Here is an 18764-nt window from a genome sequence, read left to right on the forward strand (position 1 = left end):
ATCTGTCATTTTACTAATATTTGGCTACCAAAGGTATCTTTCTTCCAAATCCGAATGCTTTTGAACTAACTCTTAAAATAGGTGCCGCCTGAAACCGCTTGTACTCATTCATATTTACCATTCGTATAACTTTTCTCACCACTTCTTCTTCATAGCCTAAAGCAACAATTTCTATTGGCGATTTATTTAATTCAATAAAATTGAAAAGAATTTTGTCTAAATCTTCATATTCAGGCAATGAATCAGTATCCTTTTGGTCGGGACGCAGCTCTGCTGAAGGTGGTTTAACAATTGTATTTTCGGGAATCACTTCGCCATCTTTATTCATAAACCTAGAAAGCCGGAAAACATCCATTTTGTAAACATCGCCCAATACTGCGAGGCCTCCGTTCATGTCTCCGTATAATGTTCCGTATCCAACCGCACTCTCACTTTTGTTGGTTGTATTTAACAGGATATGACCAAATTTATTTGAAAGCGCCATCACATAAACTCCACGGGCACGTGCCTGGATATTCTCTTCTGTAATATCCGGGGCTTTCCCTTTAAACAGCGGAGCCAGCTCTTTTTCAAAAGCATCAACTGCTGTTTGAATATTTACAACATCATATTGTATTCCCAAATTGTCAGCCAGTTCCCGGGCATCGTTCAAACTATGATCCGAAGAATATTTTGAAGGCATAAGTAAAACCCTGACATTTTCTGCTCCCAATGCACGAACCGCTAAAACCGCGGTTACTGCTGAATCTATTCCGCCAGAAAGTCCAAGTGTTGCGCTTTTAAACCCCATCTTTTTAAAATAGTCGCGAATACCTAGAACCAGTGCATCATGTATCTTTTCGATATAATCAGCTTCTTTTTGTACCAATTTCTCTCCTGGATTTTGGGTATCAAAAATCAAAAAGTCCTCATTAAAGTACTTCAGTTCTTTCAAAATTTCTCCTTTCTTGTCGATCCAAACCGAGCCACCATCAAAAACCAACTCGGTTTGTGCGCCAACCTGATTCACGTACAAAACCGGCACATTATATTTTTGAGCTTTTGTTATTAAAATGTCTTTTCGCCAGGATTCCTGATTATACGAAAAAGGAGAAGCCGAAATATTCACTACAAAATCAGGGTTCAAAGGACTTAGTTTTTCCATGGGTGATGTCTGGTACAATTTGTCTTTACCAAATTCGTTTGCCGTGGGTTGTTCATCCCATAAATCTTCGCAAATGGTTATGGCTATCTTTTCGCCTTTAAAGTCAACCACATTAAAATTCTGATTGGGCTCAAAATGGCGGTATTCGTCAAAAACATCGTAAGTAGGTAACAATGTCTTGTTGTGTGTGCTTTGCACTTTCCCATCAGAGATAAACAGAGCCGAGTTGTATAATTTTTTCCCGCGCTCCCGCTCATTAATTTTTGGTGCACCTAGTATTGCGGCAATTCCGTGGCAAGAGGCGGCAATTTTCAGGACTGCATCTTCTGCCTTTTGAATAAACTCTTTTTTCTCCAGTAAATCGTGCGGATAATATCCGGTAACCGAAAGTTCCGAAAAAATAACAAGGTCGGCACCTTCGTTCTTTCCCCTATTGATATTTTGAATTATCTTTTCAGCGTTTCCTTCAAAATCTCCGATGATATAATTTAACTGTGCCAGTGCAACTTTCATTTGCGTAAAAATTAATTTCCACCATTGTTTCAAACTGTAGTGAAAATGGATTATTTATTGTAATTCCTTATGCTTTCACTATAAGTATACCACGATTATTCTTTATGATTGCAAATCTCCAATTTTTAGTTCAATTTCGCAATAATTATCTAAAGGATGCGTATTGAATTAAAATTCTTATAAAATGAAACGAGGAATCCTGATTCTGTTTTTATTTATGATTTTCATTTCCTGCAAGCGAAACCCTTTAAAAGTTGACATTTCAGGAATTGATGCCCAACCTGAATTTGTTCGGTTTGAAAAGGAACTATTTTCACTTCCTCAAAAAGACACCTTGCAGGAGCTTATTGATTTGCATGAAAAACATCCCGGTTTTTTTGACCTTTTTACTTACAAAATCATAAATATTGGAGGAATTGACGACGAAGGTTTTGTGGGGTATATGAATACATTTCTTACGGATACCATGATACTAAATATAAATTCGATGGTTGAAGAGGAATTTTCAAACTTTCGCGAAATACAAAATCAAGTGACCAAGGCATTTAAATATTATAAATACCATTTCCCCGAAAAAAATATTCCGTCTGTTTACACCTATATTTCAGGATTTAACCAGTCGGTTGTAACAACAGAAGATATTATCGGTATAAGCCTGGACAAATATTTAGGAAGAGATTGCAGCTATTATCAGCGACTGAGTACAACCCCGCAATACAAAATCCTCAACATGCATAAAAATAAGATTGTTTCAGACCTTGCGTTTGCCTGGGGAATGACTGAATTTGACCAGACCAATAAAGCAACCAACCTTTTAGGAAACATGATTCACCAGGGAAAGCTAATGTATTTTGTTGATGCACTTTTACCGGCAATGAACGATTCGCTCAAAATCGGATATACAGAAAAACAGTTGGAATGGTGCAAAAAAAACGAAGCAGAAATGTGGCTAAGACTGGTAGAAACGAAAATGTTGTATTCCAGTAAACGAATGGATATCATCAGGTACATCAACGACGGGCCCTACACGAACGGATTTCCGTTGGCATCGCCTGCGCGCACCGGAGTTTGGATTGGCTGGCAAATTGTGCGGAAATACATGAACGAACATCCGGAAATTACGCTTCCTCAACTGATGCAGAATACTGACTACCAAAAAATATTAAATGAATCGGGATATTTCCCTGAATAAAAAATCCCGGGATAACCACCCGGGATTTTTTGTCGTAGTATGTGTCAACTCCTTCTTACAATTCTCTGATTTTGATATTTCTATACCAAACATCATCACCATGATCCTGTAATGCAATTACACCTGATTGTGCAACATTTGCCCAATCGGGATTTAATTCCGGGAATTTTGAACCGGCGACAAGACTATTCCAGTCTTCCGTCCACAAGTGATATTCCAAAACAGTTTCGTCATTTTGTTTGTGCACGACTGTGCCTTTGTAGCAAATAATCTCAATTGAGTTCCATTCGCCTGCTGGTTTTGCGTTTTGAGGATCAGCAGGAATTAAATCGTATAAAGAACCTGCTTTGCGGTTTCCGTCTTTTCCAAGCATTGCATCAGGATGCCTTTCGTTATCCAAAACCTGCATTTCAGGAGCAGTATAATATATTTTGTCAAAACGTGGGTCTTCCTTTCCCAAATAAAAAATCCCGGAATTGCCACCTTCCGAAATTTTCCACTCCATTTTTAAATGAAAGTTTGAGTACTCCTTATCGGTAACAATGTCACCACCATCCTCTGCCCCGGCTTCACCTCTTCCCGAACCGTTGCACATCAAAGTTCCGTCAACAACCTGCCATCCGGCGGGGAAAGATTCCTTCCCGTAACTATGCCATCCGTTGCTTGTTTTTCCATCAAAAAGCAAAACCCAGCCCTGATCTTTTTCAGCCTGTGTTAATTCGTTTGGTCCAACAGTTTCTTCAACTGCAGCTTTTTCCTCAGGCTCATCAGTTGTTTTCTTCTGACCGCTTTGACACGACATACCAAAAACAAATGCTCCTGCTAAAAGTAATGAGAATACTCTTTTCATTTTGTTGTTTTTTTATTGGTTAATTAAATATTCCTTTCCGAAGTAAAACGAAAATATAAAAATTAAGCTTTATTTCCTTCCAATTATCGTTTATTTCTGAAATTTACTTAATAGTTAATAAACGTTTCCTACAAAATTAACAATTTCGGGTATTCTTTTGTAAATTCGATTTTGATTTAAGTTTTTTATAAAAGATATCAGATATGGAAACTTCAAAAAAAGCCCAAAAAATAGGAATTTTAACAGCTGGAGGAGATTGCCCGGGATTAAACGCAGCCATTCGGGGAGTGGGCAAAACTGCAATTGTTGAATATGGAATGGAAGTTCTTGGTTTTAACGCCGGTTATTTGGGGCTGATAAACAACGACTACACGGAATTAAAAGAATCTCAACTCTCGGGTATTTTAACCTTAGGCGGAACCATTTTGGGTACATCAAGAGAAAAACCATACAAAATGGTTAAAAAAAACGGGAAAACAGACACGCATAAACCCGAAAAAATAAAGAAGAATTATAAAAAACTCGGCCTCGATTGTATTGTTTGTATTGGTGGCAACGGAACCATGAAAACGGCCAGTATGCTCGCAAAAGAAGGATTAAATGTTATTGGAATTCCCAAAACTATTGACAACGATGTTTGGGGAACTGATGTTACTTTTGGTTTTGACTCGGCAGTACAAATTGCTACCGATGCCATCGACCGTTTACATACGACAGCAAACTCGCATCAGCGCGTAATGATCATAGAAATCATGGGACATCATGCAGGTTGGCTGGCTCTTTATTCAGGTGTTGCCGGTGGAGGCGATATAATTTTGTTGCCGGAAATTCCTTACAACATTCGTTCGGTATGTAAAAAAATTGAGAATCGGTATGAAGACAACAAACCTTATTCGATTGTCGTTGTTGCCGAAGGAATCGATCATCCCAAAAACCAAACAGCTGCATCACATCTTTCTGAGGCGATTCAAACCTATACCGGAATTGAAACTCGGGAAACCGTTTTGGGATATATTCAACGCGGCGGTAGTCCAACACCTATGGACAGAATCTTAGCTACACGTTACGGTGCTCATGCAGCGCAATGTATTGCAGAAAGTAATTTTGGGACAATGGTGGCTATGAAAAATAACGAACTGACTACTGTTTCACTGGAAGAAGTTGGCAGCAATTTAAGGTTGGTTCAGCCTGGGCACCCACTAATTACAAAAGCCCGGAAAATGGGTGTTTCGTTTGGTGATGAATACCAACTTATTGAGTAAAAAACGTTAAAAAGAAAGATGAACCAGCTTTTTGGTTTCAAAAAACTCTTCTTCAAAATATTCTGAAAGTTTTTGGACAAAGACTCTGTTTTTGAACGGTTTGAGTTCGGCGTGAATATCACCTCCTTTTAAATATAAAATGCCGTTGGGAATGGCATTTTTTTGTTTTTGCGAAATACTGTTTTTTACCCATGGAACGAATTCCGGCAAACGTGTCACTGCGCGGCTAATTACAAAATCATATCTCTTTTTTATTTGCTCTGCCCTAATCTGTTCTGCCGTAACATTTTTTAATTCTAACGATTCGGCAACACCATTTACTACTCTAATCTTTTTCCCGATTGAATCAACCAAATGAAACTGAACCTCAGGAAAAAAAATAGCGAGAGGAATTCCCGGAAAGCCACCTCCTGTTCCGACATCCAAAACCTGGGTATTGCCGGCAAACCGCACAAATTTTGCAATACTTAACGAATGCAAAACATGTTTTTCATAAAGCGATGAAAAATCTCTTCTTGAAATAACATTGATTTTTTGGTTCCATTCAGCATACAACTCTTCGAGCAACCGGAATTGTTCTACTTTTCTGTTGTCGAGTTTTGGAAAATATTTCAGGATAATATCCATTCAAAAGAATTATTAATGATCTGCCATTTCGGTACTTTCAATCATTTTAAACAACATTTCGCGCGCCCTAAACAACTGAGCTTTTACAGTACCGAGCGGCAAATTTAATTCTTTTGCAATTTCTTCGTACGAAAATTCACGGAAATATCTTAATTCAACGAGCGTTTGATAACGGGGTTTTAATCGCCTGACAACCTTTCGCAGCAGAATTGCTTTTTGTTGCCGGATTAGTTTCTCTTCTGGATCAGGATCTTTTGATTTAAGTCGTAATTGCTCCCCGTTTTCATTTTGATCGTTTGTATTTTCGATTGAAATATGTACCCCTTTTTTCTTGCGTAAAAAATCGATACAATTGTTTGATGCAATTTTAAACAACCATGTACTAAATGCATAAGTTGGAGAATACTGGTGAAGATTTTTAAAAGCTTTTCCAAAAGCTTCGAGTGTTAAATCCTCAGCATCGCTCCGGTTGTTTACCATTTTGAGAAGCATAAAATATATGGCATCCTTGTATTTACTGAGCAAACGTGCAAAAGCTTTTTCATCACCTTTCAAAGCATCCAGAACCAAAATATAATCCTGGCGTGCTTTTTCAGATAATCTTAAATTTTGCTCTTCCATTTTGCCTTCGGATTTTACCGTTGAAACGCCTTCGGAAAACTATTTTATAGTAGGGCATTATCAACTCATATACTAACGAAGTTATGAATATTTTACGTTCATTCAAACGATTTTGCATTGTTTTTATGATAAGCAAGTGTAAAATCAAAAGAAGACCAATACCTGTAGAAACAAACGGCCAAACATCAATAAATAAAAAGATTACAGCAATTACAAGAGGAAGTGTTATTAATTTGAGCCCCGAACTTAAAGTTATTAAAACCCTTTTTATATAAGATAAATGTTGTTCTATTCGAAAACTTTTTCGCATTAAATCAAAATAATCATGTCGTGTAATTTTTTCTGAAAAACGAATCGAAGTCTCACTATTTAATACAATATTGAGTTTCTTTTTCGAAAGAAACTGGTTAATTAATAATTCGAGATTGGCAAATGGTTCCTTGATTTTTTTCCCATAGCCTCCCAACCCAAAATATTTATCTTTCCTGAAAACAACATTATTTTCAAAATAAACAATTGGAAATCCGGTCAGAGAATACTTCATACTTTTTAAGTAAAGTAAAAATGTTTCAATACGATAGAGTTTGTTAAAGAACTTTCCGTTTTTGCAAACATTTGAATAGTTCACAACAACATCCAGAGATTCGGCAACCGAATCTGATATACTTTCCAACCAGTTATCATGATATTGCGTTATCGAAGGCGGAATAAACAACACCCAGTCGTTTTTCGCTGATTTCAGAGCTATGTTTTGCGACAACTTTATCGAAAAACGTGTTTCCTGGTTTAAAACAGAAACTTTTAACTTTGAATTCTCCTTTTTTAGTCTCCCCAAAACAGAAAGAGTATTGTCTTGAGAAAAGTCGTCGACAACAATCACTTCGTAATTATCCCGGTCAAGTTCAAGTAAATGCGGTAATTTTTCAGAAAGGTTATTTTCTTCGTTTCGTACAGCCATTAATAGAGAAACAGGGCTTTGCCCATCTCCTTTTGCAGATTTCTTTCCTCTTAAAATCTGAACAAAAAAGACGATTTTAAAAATAATCTGAATCAAAATGAGCGTTAACAAAACAAAGAAAAGTACTATTTGAAAAATCTCTGCTTCAGAGATTACTTTCAATACATCGTTGATCATTCAGAAAAATAAATCAGATAAAGATTAGTCAAACACAAAAATGGAAACATTCACTCCAACTACAAAATATTCAACAAAAAATCTATTTTATTTTTATTCACAGGGTTTAAAAATAATTAACAGAGGCAAAAGAAAATACGTCCGCTTGATTCAGACAGAATAACTATATTTGAACCCTCAAAAAAAAGAGATGGAATTTGAGTTATTAAAGACCTCAGAAAATTCGCGTGCACGTGCAGGTATTATTACTACCGACCACGGCAAAATAGAAACACCAATTTTTATGCCGGTGGGGACTGCCGGTTCTGTAAAAGGAATACACACGCGTGATCTGCATGAAGATATAAATGCTCAAATCATTCTTGGAAACACATATCATTTGTATCTCCGCCCCGGAATTGACGTGATTGAAAAAGCAGGAGGCTTACACAAGTTTAATCGCTGGAATGGACCAATATTAACAGACAGTGGCGGATACCAGGTTTTTTCGCTTGGCGACATCAGAAAACTCAGTGAAGAAGGAGCCCGTTTTCAATCACATATCGACGGATCGTATCACATGTTTACACCGGAAAATGTAATGGATATTCAGCGTTCTATCGGAGCTGATATAATCATGGCTTTTGATGAATGTTCTCCGGGAGATGCAGATTACAACTATGCAAAAAATTCGCTTGAATTAACACAACGCTGGCTGGAGAGATGTTTTGTTCAGTTTAACAAAACAGAACCAAAGTACGGCTACCGGCAATCACTTTTCCCAATTGTACAGGGAAATACATTTGAAGATTTACGCAAAACTGCTGTTGCTCATGTAAAAAATTTTGATGCAGACGGCTACGCTATAGGGGGGCTTTCTGTTGGTGAGGCTGAAGAAATAATGTATGAAATGACCGAAGTTTGCACGATTGATTTGCCATCAAACAAACCAAGGTATCTTATGGGTGTGGGAACTCCCCTAAATATTCTGGAATCTATTGAAAGGGGCATTGACATGTTTGACTGTGTAATGCCAACGCGTAATGGCAGAAACGGAATGTTATTTACGAGCAAGGGGATTATTAATATCAAAAATAAAAAGTGGGAAAACGATCACTCTCCCATCGACGAAGATGAACACTCATTTGTCGACCAGTATTCAAAATCTTATCTTCGCCATTTAATAATTTCAAACGAAATGCTTGGCGCACAAATTGCCAGTCAGCATAATCTGGCGTTTTATTTGTGGCTGGTAAAAACAGCCCGGCAGAAAGTAATTGCCGGAATTTTTGAAAGCTGGAAAAGAGAAATGGTGATAAAACTAAAAGAAAGATTATAACTCGGGAATGAAAATTTATAAAACAATAGATTTATATATTACTAAAAAGTTTCTGGGAACTTTCTTTTACACCATTGCTTTAATTCTAAGTATTGCTATCGTTTTCGATATGGCGGAAAATCTGGATGAATTTATTTCAAAAGACATTCCTGCAAAGGTTATTATACTTGAATACTACCTGAATTTTATTCCTTATTTTGCCAATCTGTTTAGTCCGTTGTTTACCTTTATTGCAGTAATATACTTTACCTCAAAAATGGCATACAACACAGAGATAATTGCCATTTTAAGCAGTGGAGTTTCGTACCCGCGCCTGATGCGTCCGTATTTAACATCGGCATTTATTCTGGCAGCTTTTTCTTTTGCCCTGGGCAATTATGTTATTCCGCCTGCAAACGCAACTTTAAATAACTTTAGAAATAAATATATCGATAATAATAAAGTTATTGTTGAGAGAAACATCCATCGGCAAATTGAGCCAGGTGTATATATTTATATGCAAAGTTTTAATGCCAACAATGTAGGATACCGCTTTACACTTGAAAAATTCGACGGCGCTGAACTGAAAGAAAAAATTAGCGCCGATAATATTCGCTGGAATGAAGAGACAGAAAAGTGGGTAATTAATAATTATGTTATACGGTACATTCATGAAGACGGGGAAGATTTCGTAAAAGGTTACCGGATGGATACAACCTTAAATATGACCCCAAATGATTATAAGGTAATGAAAAACCAAATGGAAACATTTACCACACCGGCATTAAAACAGGAAATAAAACAAATGAAAATGCGTGGTGTCAACTACGTCGAATGGGAAATAGAAAATCATAAAAGAGTTGCCGGACCATTTTCAGCCTTCATTTTAACAATTATTGGTGCCGGACTTGCTTCCCGCAAAATAAAAGGTGGACTGGGACTGCATCTGGGGCTCGGTTTACTTTTAGCTTTCTCGTATATACTTTTTATGCAAATATCTACAGTTTTTGCCATTAGCGGCAATACTCCGCCTATCGTTGCAGTTTGGATCCCCAACGTATTTTACAGTTTAATCGCTTTCTTTGTATTCCGCTGGGCTGCGCGTTAGCATTACTTTTCAAACAACAAGTACCATTATTCGAGCAGAATGAATCATTGTAGTTTAAATTACGTAGTACTATTTCGTGAAAGCGAAAGTCAAAAGAAAAAAATTATAATTTTGCTCCCACTTTGAAATGCTTAATTAAAACCTTTTGCTGATAAATGCAAAAGAGAAATTTTAACTTAAAACAAACTTTATGTCACTAAGAAGCAATGTCCTTGACCTTCGAAAAAGGAAAAGAGAAGTACAAAAAGGTGGTGGGGATAAAGCCATTGAGAAACAGGCTAAAATGGGTAAACTCACTGCCCGCGAACGTATTCTTGCCCTTCTTGATAAAAATTCTTTTCACGAATATGACCTGTTCGTTGAACACAGCGCCAAAGATTTTGGTATGGAATCAAAAGTATTACATGGCGACGGTGTAATTATCGGTACAGGCACCATTTACAATAAACCAGTTTGTATTTTCGCCCAGGACTTCACTGTAGCAGGGGGCTCACTCGGACTAATGCACGCCAGAAAAATTACAAAAATCATGGATCATGCCTTAAAAATGAGGGTTCCGTTGATTGGTATTAACGACTCTGGTGGTGCGCGTATTCAGGAGGGTGTTAACTCTCTGGCCGGATATGGAGAAATCTTCTTCCGCAATACCCTGGCATCCGGAGTAATTCCCCAAATCTCAGTAATCCTTGGCCCATGCGCAGGTGGAGCAGTTTATTCGCCGGCGCTAACCGACTTCGTTTTTGTTGTGGAAAATATCTCCAAGATGTTTATTACCGGGCCAAGTGTAATAAAATCGGTGCTTGGCGAAGAAATTTCGATGGAAGAACTCGGTGGTGCGCGTGTTCATGCGGAAATTACAGGGAATGCCCATTTTTATGCTCAAAATGAGCTTGAATGTTTCGACCAAATAAAAAAACTTATCAGTTTTATTCCCCGTAATAATTCCAGGAAAGCGCTTCCTTATCCGCCAAAATCGCCGCAAAAAGGCAGAAAAATTGAAGACATAGTTCCAGGCGACCCAAGAATTCCTTACGATATGCGCGACATTATAAAAGGAATTACCGATGGTTCTGACTTTTTTGAAGTTATGGAACATTTCGCACCAAATATTATTATTGGTTTTGGAAGGATGGAAGGTGAAACTGTAGGATTCGTAGCTAACCAGCCAATGGTTCTGGCAGGCGTTCTGGATACCGACAGTTCTGACAAAGCAGCGAGGTTTATTCGTTATTGCGATGCTTTTAATATTCCAATTGTCACATTAGAAGATTTGCCCGGATATTTACCGGGAGTTGATCAGGAACATGCAGGTGTAATCCGTCACGGTGCGAAAATCCTTTATGCATACAGTGAAGCGACAGTTCCAAAAGTAACAGTCATTTTAAGAAAAGCATACGGCGGTGGTTATATTGCAATGAACTCACGCCACTTACGTGCTGATTTTGTATTTGCATGGCCAACCGCAGAGATTGCTGTAATGGGACCGGAAGGTGCCGCAAACATCGTATTCCGTAAAGAAATCGCAGAAGCCGAAAATCCGGAAGAAATGCGTCAGCAAAAAATTCTGGAGTACAAGGAAAAATTCGCAAATCCGTATGTTGCTGCAGCGCAGGGGTATATTGACGAAGTAATTGAACCCAAAGAAACCAGGCCACGTATCTTACATGCCCTAAAAGTTTCGGAAAATAAAAGCGTTCATTTGCCAGCTAAAAAACATGGTGTACCACCATTCTAAAATTAAAATTTATGACTGAAGAAAAAGAATATAAAAATCTCATTGTTCAGGGGGCGATTTACAAAACCACATATACCCGAAAGTTTGAAGATAGGTTAATGTGGGAGGCGCCAAATGAAAATCTGCTTTATTCATTTATCCCAGGGACAATAATTGACATCTATATCAAACCAAAGGATAAAGTTAAAGAAGGTGAAACTTTATTACTGCTTGAAGCAATGAAAATGCAAAATCAGGTTCGGATGCCCTTTGACGGGGAGATTGTAAAGATTTATGTAAAAAAAGAAGATGTAATACCCAAAAGACATCTTATGATTGAAATTAAACCAAAAATATTAAAATAAGGCTGTTTTATTAAATGAAATAGGTCGACTATCGAGCCGACCTATTTTTTTGCAAAAAAGAAAAGGACTGCCTTTTGACAGTCCTCCTTTAAAAATCCAATTAAGCTATCGCGTTTTAACTTTACCTTTTCCCTATTGAATATTCCATGTATTTTCGTCTGTCATCCACGACTCCAGAATCAAATTATTTTCTGTTTCTGTTTCATTAAAACTTAGCTTTTCTTTTTCCCAAAGGTTTTCGTTTGTCATCCATGATTCCAGAACCAAACTGTTTTCAACTTCTGTTTCAGTGTATTTCAAATCAATTTTTCCCCAGTTACTTTCATTAAGCATCCACGCCTCCAAATTTAAAACTTCATCAGACGCTTCTTCAAATAAATAAGCTGAATTGTTTTTGTTCCAGTATGCTTCGTCAATCATCCAGCTTTCCATTTCCATAGCTGGCTCTTCAATTGTTTTCAAACTTGAGGCAATTAATTCTGTTCCTTTTGCATAACTATTTCCTCCAAATAATATCAGGGTGAAAATTGCTATGGCTACTACTTGACTGATTCTTGTTTTCATTGTTTCTATTTTTTCTGCTTTCTTACTAATTGTTTTTGTTTTCGTCTTTTTCTTCTCTTGTTTTCCAAATTTTGTTTTCACTATAATAGACTATTTACAAGCACAAAGGTTACATTGCTTTTTGTTAAAAAGTATGAATATTTTGTTAATGAAACCTTAAGGTCGGTAAGTGTCAGAAACTATCGGTAAATAAAAATACCTTTGGGTAGGAATTTGTCGGTATTTGCCGGTAAATGGCGAAAAATACCAAAAACCGCCGAGCCACTGCCTGACATAGCAGCGTACAAAGCTCCCATTTTATAAAGAGCCTCTTTTATACTTTGGATTTCAGGATACTTTGGAAAAACCGTCTTTTCAAAATCGTTTACAACAAAATCTCTCCATTCTTCAAACGGAATTTTATTTAGCTCTTTTAAATTAAACGATGGCTGAGAAGGTTTTATATTCCGGTAAGCGTCGGGTGTACTTACCGATATTTGAGGTTTAACAATAACAATCTCAAATTTCGAAAGGTCAATTTGGATTGGTTCGAGCTGATCGCCAATTCCTCTGGCAAAAGAAGCTTTATTTTCGATAAAGAAAGGACAATCAGCGCCAATTTTCTTAGCGTATTGCTTTAATTCAGTTGAGTTTAAACCTAAACTGCAATATTCATTTATTAATTTTAGTACAAAAGCTGCATCAGAAGAACCACCTCCCAGCCCGGCACCAAATGGAATTACTTTGTGCAAATGAATTTTTAGACCGGGAAGTTCGAAATCACTTTTTAACAAAGAATAAGCTTTGTACACCAAATTACTTTCAGGGGCACCGTCAATATGCAAGCCAGAATACGAAAACTCCGTTTCATCCGATTCAGCAATTTCCAACGCATCAGCGAGTTTTACCGGATAAAATATGGTTTCCAGATTATGATATCCATCTTCCCGCCTGGAAACCACATTCAAGCCAATATTTATTTTTGCATTTGGAAAAACGACCATCCAAATAAACTATTTGATTTCTATTAATCCTGAGTCATCAATTCATATTCTTCAGGCGAACCACAGGTACATATCAAATGGCGGTCACCCCATGCATTATTAACACGTCCTACGGGCACCCAGAACTTATTTTCCCTGATCCAATCCAATGGAAAGGCAGCCTTTTCTCTTGAATATTCGTGTCCCCATTCATTGGCACAAACTCTTTCAGAGGTATGTGGTGCATTTTTTAACACGTTGTCGATTTTATCTGCCGTGCCGTTTTCTATTTCTTTTATTTCATTAAAAATAGAATTCAGGGCATCGATAAAACGATCCAGTTCTTCTTTAGATTCACTTTCCGTAGGTTCAATCATTAAAGTTCCATGAACCGGAAAAGAAAGCGTTGGAGCATGAAAACCGTAATCCATTAAACGTTTGGCGATGTCTTCTTCCGTAATTCCGGAAGATGCTTTAAAATGCCTGCATTCCAGAATCATTTCGTGTGCAATACGCCCATTTTCGCCGGTATACAAAATTCCGTAATTTGCTTCCAATGCTTTTGCGATATAATTGGCGTTTAAAATGGCCATTTGAGTTGCCTCGGTTAAGCCCTTTGCTCCCATCATTTTTATGTAACCGTACGTAATCGTAAGAACAGAAGCACTTCCCCACGGAGCGCCTGCAACCGCGTTAATTCCGACGTGTCCGTTATTCATGATTGGATGAGAGGGTAAAAACTCAACCAGATGCCCGGCTACTGCTATCGGTCCAACTCCGGGACCTCCCCCACCATGAGGGATAGCAAAGGTTTTATGTAAATTCAGATGACAAACATCAGCTCCAATACTTTTGGGATTGGTTAAACCAACCTGTGCGTTCATATTTGCTCCATCCATATAAACCTGACCACCGTTTTTATGTATGATCTCACACATCTCTACTATCGACGACTCAAATACACCATGTGTTGACGGATAGGTTACCATAAAAGAAGAAAGGAATTCTCTGTGTTCATCTGCCTTCTTGCGTAAATCCTCCAGGTCAATGTTTCCTTGTTCATCGCAGGCAACAACAATTACTTTCATCCCCGCCATAACTGCACTTGCCGGATTTGTTCCATGCGCAGATGAAGGAATCAGAACCACATTCCGTTTGCCCTCTCCCCTGCTTTCGTGATAAGCCTGTATAACTAACAATCCTGCATATTCGCCGGCGGCACCTGAGTTTGGCATCAAACTCACATCTGACATCCCGGTTATCTCAGATAAATCCCGACGCAATTCTTCCATCATTTCGTGGTAACCACGCGCCTGATTTTTGGGAACAAAAGGATGAATTCCATTAAACTCTATCCAGCTCAACGGGAGCATTTCTGTTGCCGCATTTAACTTCATTGTACATGAGCCCAACGAAATCATGGAATGTGTGAGTGAAATATCTTTGTGCTCCAATCGTTTGATGTAACGTACCATTTCAGTTTCCGACCGGTATTTGTTAAATACTTCCTGGGTCATATATTCCGAAGTTCGGGCATATTTTTTATCTACAGAATATCCTTTGGGATACTCATGAATGACTTGCCAGCGTTTGTTGGCTGCTTTTGCAAACACTTCCAAAATCCAGGTGATGTCTTCCCGGTTGGTTGTTTCATCAATACTAATTCCAACCTCACCATTTTCGAAATATCTGAAGTTCATCTCCAACTCCAATGACAGCCACTCAATATCTTCGTGTTTTACGTGTTTTGGCAAAGCAAAACGAATGGTATCAAAATAATTCCGGTTTAGCTGTTTGTATCCCAGCTTTTCAATCTCTTCAATCAAAAACGCGGCAATATTATGAACCCTATCAGCGATATTTCTCACACCTTCGGGACCATGATAAACTCCAAAAAAGCCTGCCATGGTTGCCAAAAGCGCTTGTGCCGTACAAATATTTGACGTTGCTTTCTCCCGCTTGATATGTTGTTCTCTTGTTTGAAGCGCCATTCGCAGTGCGCGGTTTCCGTGAATGTCTTTAGTCACTCCAATAATTCGGCCAGGCATGCTTCGTTTGAATGCTTCTTTCGCTGTAAAAAAAGCCGCATGCGGACCACCATATCCCATCGGCACCCCAAAACGCTGGCTGTTTCCAAAAACAATATCGGCTCCCCATTCACCCGGAGGAACTAAAATAGCAAGTGAAAGCAAATCAGCAGCAACAGCTACTTTTATATCTTTTTCATGTGCCTGTGTTACCAGTTCCGAATAATCAATAATTTCTCCGTCAGAATTTGGATATTGCACCAATACACCAAACACATCATCGGTGAATTCAAAATTTTCTTTTGATTGAATTCGAAGTTCGATGCCAAGCGGATAAGCTCTTGTTTTTAACACATCATGAGTTTGCGGCCACATTTTCTCATCTACCAAAACTGCATTTACACCATTCTTTACCATTTTACGCGACCGCAAATTCATCATCATAATCATCGCCTCAGCAGCAGCAGTTGATTCATCCAACAGTGATGCATTGGCAATTTCCATTCCGGTAAGTTCGCAAACCATGGTCTGGAAATTTAACAATGCCTCCAGCCTGCCCTGAGAAATTTCAGCCTGATAGGGAGTGTAAGAAGTATACCACACCGGATTTTCCAGTACATTCCGAAGAATGACTGCGGGAGTTATTGTATCATAATATCCCATTCCGATATAGGTATTAAACACCTTATTTTTGGCAGCCAGACTAAGAATTTTCCGGTAATATTTTCGTTCGGTGAGCCCCTCCTGTAATTTTAGCGGTTCTTTTAACCTAATATTCGCAGGAACAGTTTGTTCAATCAATTCATCCATCGAAGATACACCAACTGCTTCCAACATCTCTGTTACATCATTTTCACGTGGGCCAATATGGCGGGTTACAAAATTATCGTAAGGCATCTATCTATTTTATTTATAGTGAAATATTTGCAAGTATAAATTTTCCAATTTTTGTAAAAAATGATTTTAAACCACAAATTAAAATCAAGGTTACATTTTGTTAGTCAGGTTAAAAAGGGATTGTTTGTTTTTTCAAACCCCAGTGTTGTTTCCGGGCCGTGTCCACAATACACTTTTGTCTCGTCAGGCAATTTAAAAAGCTGGTCTTTTATCCCTGAAATTAACTGTTGGTGGTTTCCTCCGGGTAAATCGGTACGTCCTATACTACCATAAAAAAGTACGTCGCCTGCAATGAGAAAATCATTATTCCGGCTATAAAAAACAACATGCCCTGGTGAGTGCCCCGGAACATGAAAAATTTCAAGTTCAGTATTTCCGAATTTTACTTTTTCGCCTTCTTTAAACAGTGCATCAATAGGGTTCACCGGTTGCATGTCAAAACCAAACATCTGCCCCTGGTCTATCGCGCGTTCAATCCAAAATGCATCGTCAGGATGTGCAAAAAGAGGTATTTGATATTCGGACCGTAAAAATTCAACCCCCATAATATGATCAAAATGGCAATGCGTGTTGGTAATTTTTTTTGGTTTCAAATTATTTTCCGAAATGTATTCTCTGATTTCATCATGTTCCTCCTCATAAAAAAAACCAGGATCAATAAAAATACATTCTCCTGTTTCGTCGGATAGGATATATGAATTTTCCTGTAGAGGATTTACAACAAACTTTTTAATTTTTATCATAGTTACGAATTTACCGTTCCTTTCAACAAAGGAACAAAAACAAAGCCTCCATGTTTTTCGGTTTTAAATTCATTTTCCGAGATCCGGATTATTACGGTCATTTCCTGTCGTTTTTCTGTTCCCACCGGCACAACCAAACGACCGTCAATTTTTAATTGGTATTTCAAATCCTCCGGCACAGACGGGGCACCAGCTGTTACCAATATTCTGTCGAAAGGTGCAAAATGAGGTAATCCTTTATAGCCGTCTCCAAAAAAACAAGCCGGGTGGTACCCGATCTCGGGAAGAAACGACTGGGCTTTCTGATACAATTCCTTTTGTCTTTCAATCGTAAAAACTTTTGCCCCCATTTCAAGCAAAACGGCTGCCTGATATCCTGAGCCTGTTCCAACTTCCAGAATTTTATCGTTTTTACTGACCTGAAGCAGCTGTGTTTGAAATGCAACGGTGTAGGGCTGCGAAATTGTTTGCCCTGCTCCGATAGGAAACGCCTGGTCTTTATAAGCAAAATTTATAAAACTACTTTCCATAAAAAGATGTCTTGGAACCTGCTCAATAGCCTGCAAAACCTTTTCATTCCGAATTCCCTTTATTTTTAATCCGGTGGCCAGTTTCTTTCTCATTCCCTGATGTCTCAGATCATCATTCATTTCCATTCTTCAAAAAATACGGTACTAAAATAACCTAAATCCCCTTGATTTCAATTTAAAGATTCTTTTTCAATATTAACATTTAACGTTGATAAGTTCTTTTTAATGAAAGGTAAACAGAGTGTTTTGAACTTTATATTTGTAATATGCTGAACATTGGACTCATAGGGAAAACAGAAATTTTGGAACCGCACGTTAAGCGGATACAAAAAATTAAAGGGGTAAATATTGTAGGAAAAACCTCGGTAGGAACAGATGCCCACTTAAATAGTTTTCATTTTTCAATTCCGGAAATTAACCGGATTGAACTGATTGAAAGAGCAGACATTATTATCATGGACAACTCTTCAATTTTACCCTTTAAAATGTTGTGTGATATCGTAAAAAAATCGAAACACATTTTCACCATTGAATATTTAAAACTTACTATTGATGAGTGTTCGCAGCTTGTCAGCCTGGCGAATGAATCAGGGTCGGTTATTCAGGTTACAAATCCGCGTTATTTTACACCGGCAACCCAATGGCTGAACAATCATTTAATTACACCTACATTCCTTGATATTTCATACGTAACAGAGGAAACAATCACCGACAGCACACTTATTTCCCTTTTACTAATGTTAATTGGGACAACAGGAACTAGTCCAAAAAAAATTGGTGCTGTTACTTTCCGGACAAAAGAAACCGAGTCGAAATTTAACAATGTAAGGCTTGAATTTGGTGATGCCTCTGTGGTGAATATCAATTACGGAAATCTGCCTCCGTTAAATGAATTCAAAATAAAATCATACTCACCAGGCCAGTTTGTAACATTAAACTTTTCCACAAAAGTTTTTCAATGTAACAATAAACCCATCAATCTGTCAGAGTACCCCCCTGTAAATGAAATTGACAGGTTCCTCCATGTGGTTCAAAAAAAGTCAAAACAAATCAGCAATATAGAGGACTATCTGATTGTTTTATACGCCGTGCAGAAAATCAACAAAAAGATAATGCAGTTTTCCACTCATTAAGTCGTCTAAAAAATTATTTTTGCGGCAATATTTCAGTCTGGCAACCGTTACACTAATGCATTAGCTGAATTACCAGACTT

At 37.9% G+C, this 18764-nt stretch carries 17 protein-coding genes; 7 read left to right on the plus strand and 10 right to left on the minus strand.

The features are described from left to right. Positions 1-13: 13 nt before the first annotated feature. Positions 14-1657, minus strand: coding sequence for an NAD+ synthase (locus tag K5G00_RS01710; protein ID WP_238763757.1), 1644 nt, complete (start codon positions 1655-1657; stop codon positions 14-16). Positions 1658-1841: 184 nt separating this feature from the next. On the opposite strand from K5G00_RS01710, the gene gldB reads away from it, so the two are divergent. After that, positions 1842-2849 carry a gliding motility lipoprotein GldB gene (gene gldB / locus K5G00_RS01715; protein WP_238763758.1) on the plus strand — a complete coding sequence of 336 codons (1008 nt, stop codon included), beginning with the start codon at positions 1842-1844 and terminating at the stop codon, positions 2847-2849. Between the two features lie 55 nt (positions 2850-2904). On the opposite strand, the gene K5G00_RS01720 is transcribed toward gldB, so the two are convergent. Further along, positions 2905-3699, minus strand: a complete 795-nt coding sequence (locus K5G00_RS01720) for a 3-keto-disaccharide hydrolase (protein ID WP_238763759.1) — start codon at positions 3697-3699, stop codon at positions 2905-2907. A 203-nt stretch (positions 3700-3902) separates the two neighbouring features. Here K5G00_RS01720 and K5G00_RS01725 point away from each other — a divergent pair, with 203 nt between their 5' ends. Then, a complete protein-coding gene (locus K5G00_RS01725; protein ID WP_238763760.1) occupies positions 3903-4961 on the plus strand; it encodes an ATP-dependent 6-phosphofructokinase in 1059 nt (352 codons plus the stop codon). 6 nt (positions 4962-4967) lie between these two features. Here K5G00_RS01725 and rsmG read toward each other — a convergent pair whose 3' ends face one another. From rsmG to K5G00_RS01740, 3 genes are read right to left on the minus strand one after another with little or no spacing between them, the layout of a single operon-like run. After that, entirely contained in the window at positions 4968-5588 is a 621-nt protein-coding gene (gene rsmG, locus K5G00_RS01730; RefSeq protein WP_238763761.1) for a 16S rRNA (guanine(527)-N(7))-methyltransferase RsmG, read from the minus strand. A 12-nt stretch (positions 5589-5600) separates the two neighbouring features. Further along, positions 5601-6209, minus strand: a complete 609-nt coding sequence (locus K5G00_RS01735) for an RNA polymerase sigma factor (RefSeq protein WP_238763763.1) — start codon at positions 6207-6209, stop codon at positions 5601-5603. Further along, positions 6181-7344: a glycosyltransferase gene (locus tag K5G00_RS01740; protein ID WP_238763766.1), complete on the minus strand. Its 1164-nt coding sequence runs from the start codon at positions 7342-7344 to the stop codon at positions 6181-6183. Before K5G00_RS01740 ends, K5G00_RS01735 begins: the two co-directional genes overlap by 29 nt. 190 nt (positions 7345-7534) lie before the next feature. Here K5G00_RS01740 and tgt point away from each other — a divergent pair, with 190 nt between their 5' ends. The 4 genes from tgt to K5G00_RS01760 all read left to right on the plus strand — a co-directional run bounded on the left by tgt (position 7535) and on the right by K5G00_RS01760 (position 11828). Beyond that, positions 7535-8662 carry a tRNA guanosine(34) transglycosylase Tgt gene (gene tgt / locus K5G00_RS01745; RefSeq protein WP_238763768.1) on the plus strand — a complete coding sequence of 376 codons (1128 nt, stop codon included), beginning with the start codon at positions 7535-7537 and terminating at the stop codon, positions 8660-8662. Positions 8663-8669: 7 nt separating this feature from the next. After that, complete coding sequence (locus tag K5G00_RS01750; protein WP_238763769.1) at positions 8670-9749, plus strand: LptF/LptG family permease; 1080 nt, start codon at positions 8670-8672, stop codon at positions 9747-9749. 190 nt (positions 9750-9939) lie between these two features. Beyond that, complete coding sequence (locus K5G00_RS01755; RefSeq protein WP_238763771.1) at positions 9940-11484, plus strand: acyl-CoA carboxylase subunit beta; 1545 nt, start codon at positions 9940-9942, stop codon at positions 11482-11484. A gap of 11 nt (positions 11485-11495) precedes the next feature. Next, a complete protein-coding gene (locus K5G00_RS01760) occupies positions 11496-11828 on the plus strand; it encodes an acetyl-CoA carboxylase biotin carboxyl carrier protein subunit (RefSeq protein WP_238763772.1) in 333 nt (110 codons plus the stop codon). A 132-nt stretch (positions 11829-11960) separates the two neighbouring features. Here K5G00_RS01760 and K5G00_RS01765 read toward each other — a convergent pair whose 3' ends face one another. The 5 genes from K5G00_RS01765 to K5G00_RS01785 form a co-directional block, all read right to left on the minus strand. After that, positions 11961-12392, minus strand: coding sequence for a hypothetical protein (locus K5G00_RS01765; protein WP_238763774.1), 432 nt, complete (start codon positions 12390-12392; stop codon positions 11961-11963). Between the two features lie 179 nt (positions 12393-12571). Next, complete coding sequence (ispE, locus tag K5G00_RS01770; protein WP_238763775.1) at positions 12572-13375, minus strand: 4-(cytidine 5'-diphospho)-2-C-methyl-D-erythritol kinase; 804 nt, start codon at positions 13373-13375, stop codon at positions 12572-12574. Positions 13376-13398: 23 nt separating this feature from the next. Then, complete coding sequence (gcvP, locus tag K5G00_RS01775; protein WP_238763777.1) at positions 13399-16278, minus strand: aminomethyl-transferring glycine dehydrogenase; 2880 nt, start codon at positions 16276-16278, stop codon at positions 13399-13401. A gap of 104 nt (positions 16279-16382) precedes the next feature. Next, on the minus strand, positions 16383-17021 hold the full coding sequence (locus K5G00_RS01780; protein WP_158868117.1) for an MBL fold metallo-hydrolase: 639 nt from the start codon (positions 17019-17021) through the stop codon (positions 16383-16385). A gap of 2 nt (positions 17022-17023) precedes the next feature. Beyond that, positions 17024-17671, minus strand: coding sequence for a protein-L-isoaspartate(D-aspartate) O-methyltransferase (locus tag K5G00_RS01785; RefSeq protein WP_158868115.1), 648 nt, complete (start codon positions 17669-17671; stop codon positions 17024-17026). A 146-nt stretch (positions 17672-17817) separates the two neighbouring features. On the opposite strand from K5G00_RS01785, the gene K5G00_RS01790 reads away from it, so the two are divergent. Continuing rightward, positions 17818-18684: a hypothetical protein gene (locus K5G00_RS01790; protein ID WP_238763779.1), complete on the plus strand. Its 867-nt coding sequence runs from the start codon at positions 17818-17820 to the stop codon at positions 18682-18684. Positions 18685-18764 lie beyond the last annotated feature (80 nt).

Source organism: Maribellus maritimus, assembly GCF_022267315.1.
GTDB classification, from domain to species: domain Bacteria; phylum Bacteroidota; class Bacteroidia; order Bacteroidales; family Prolixibacteraceae; genus Draconibacterium; species Draconibacterium maritimum.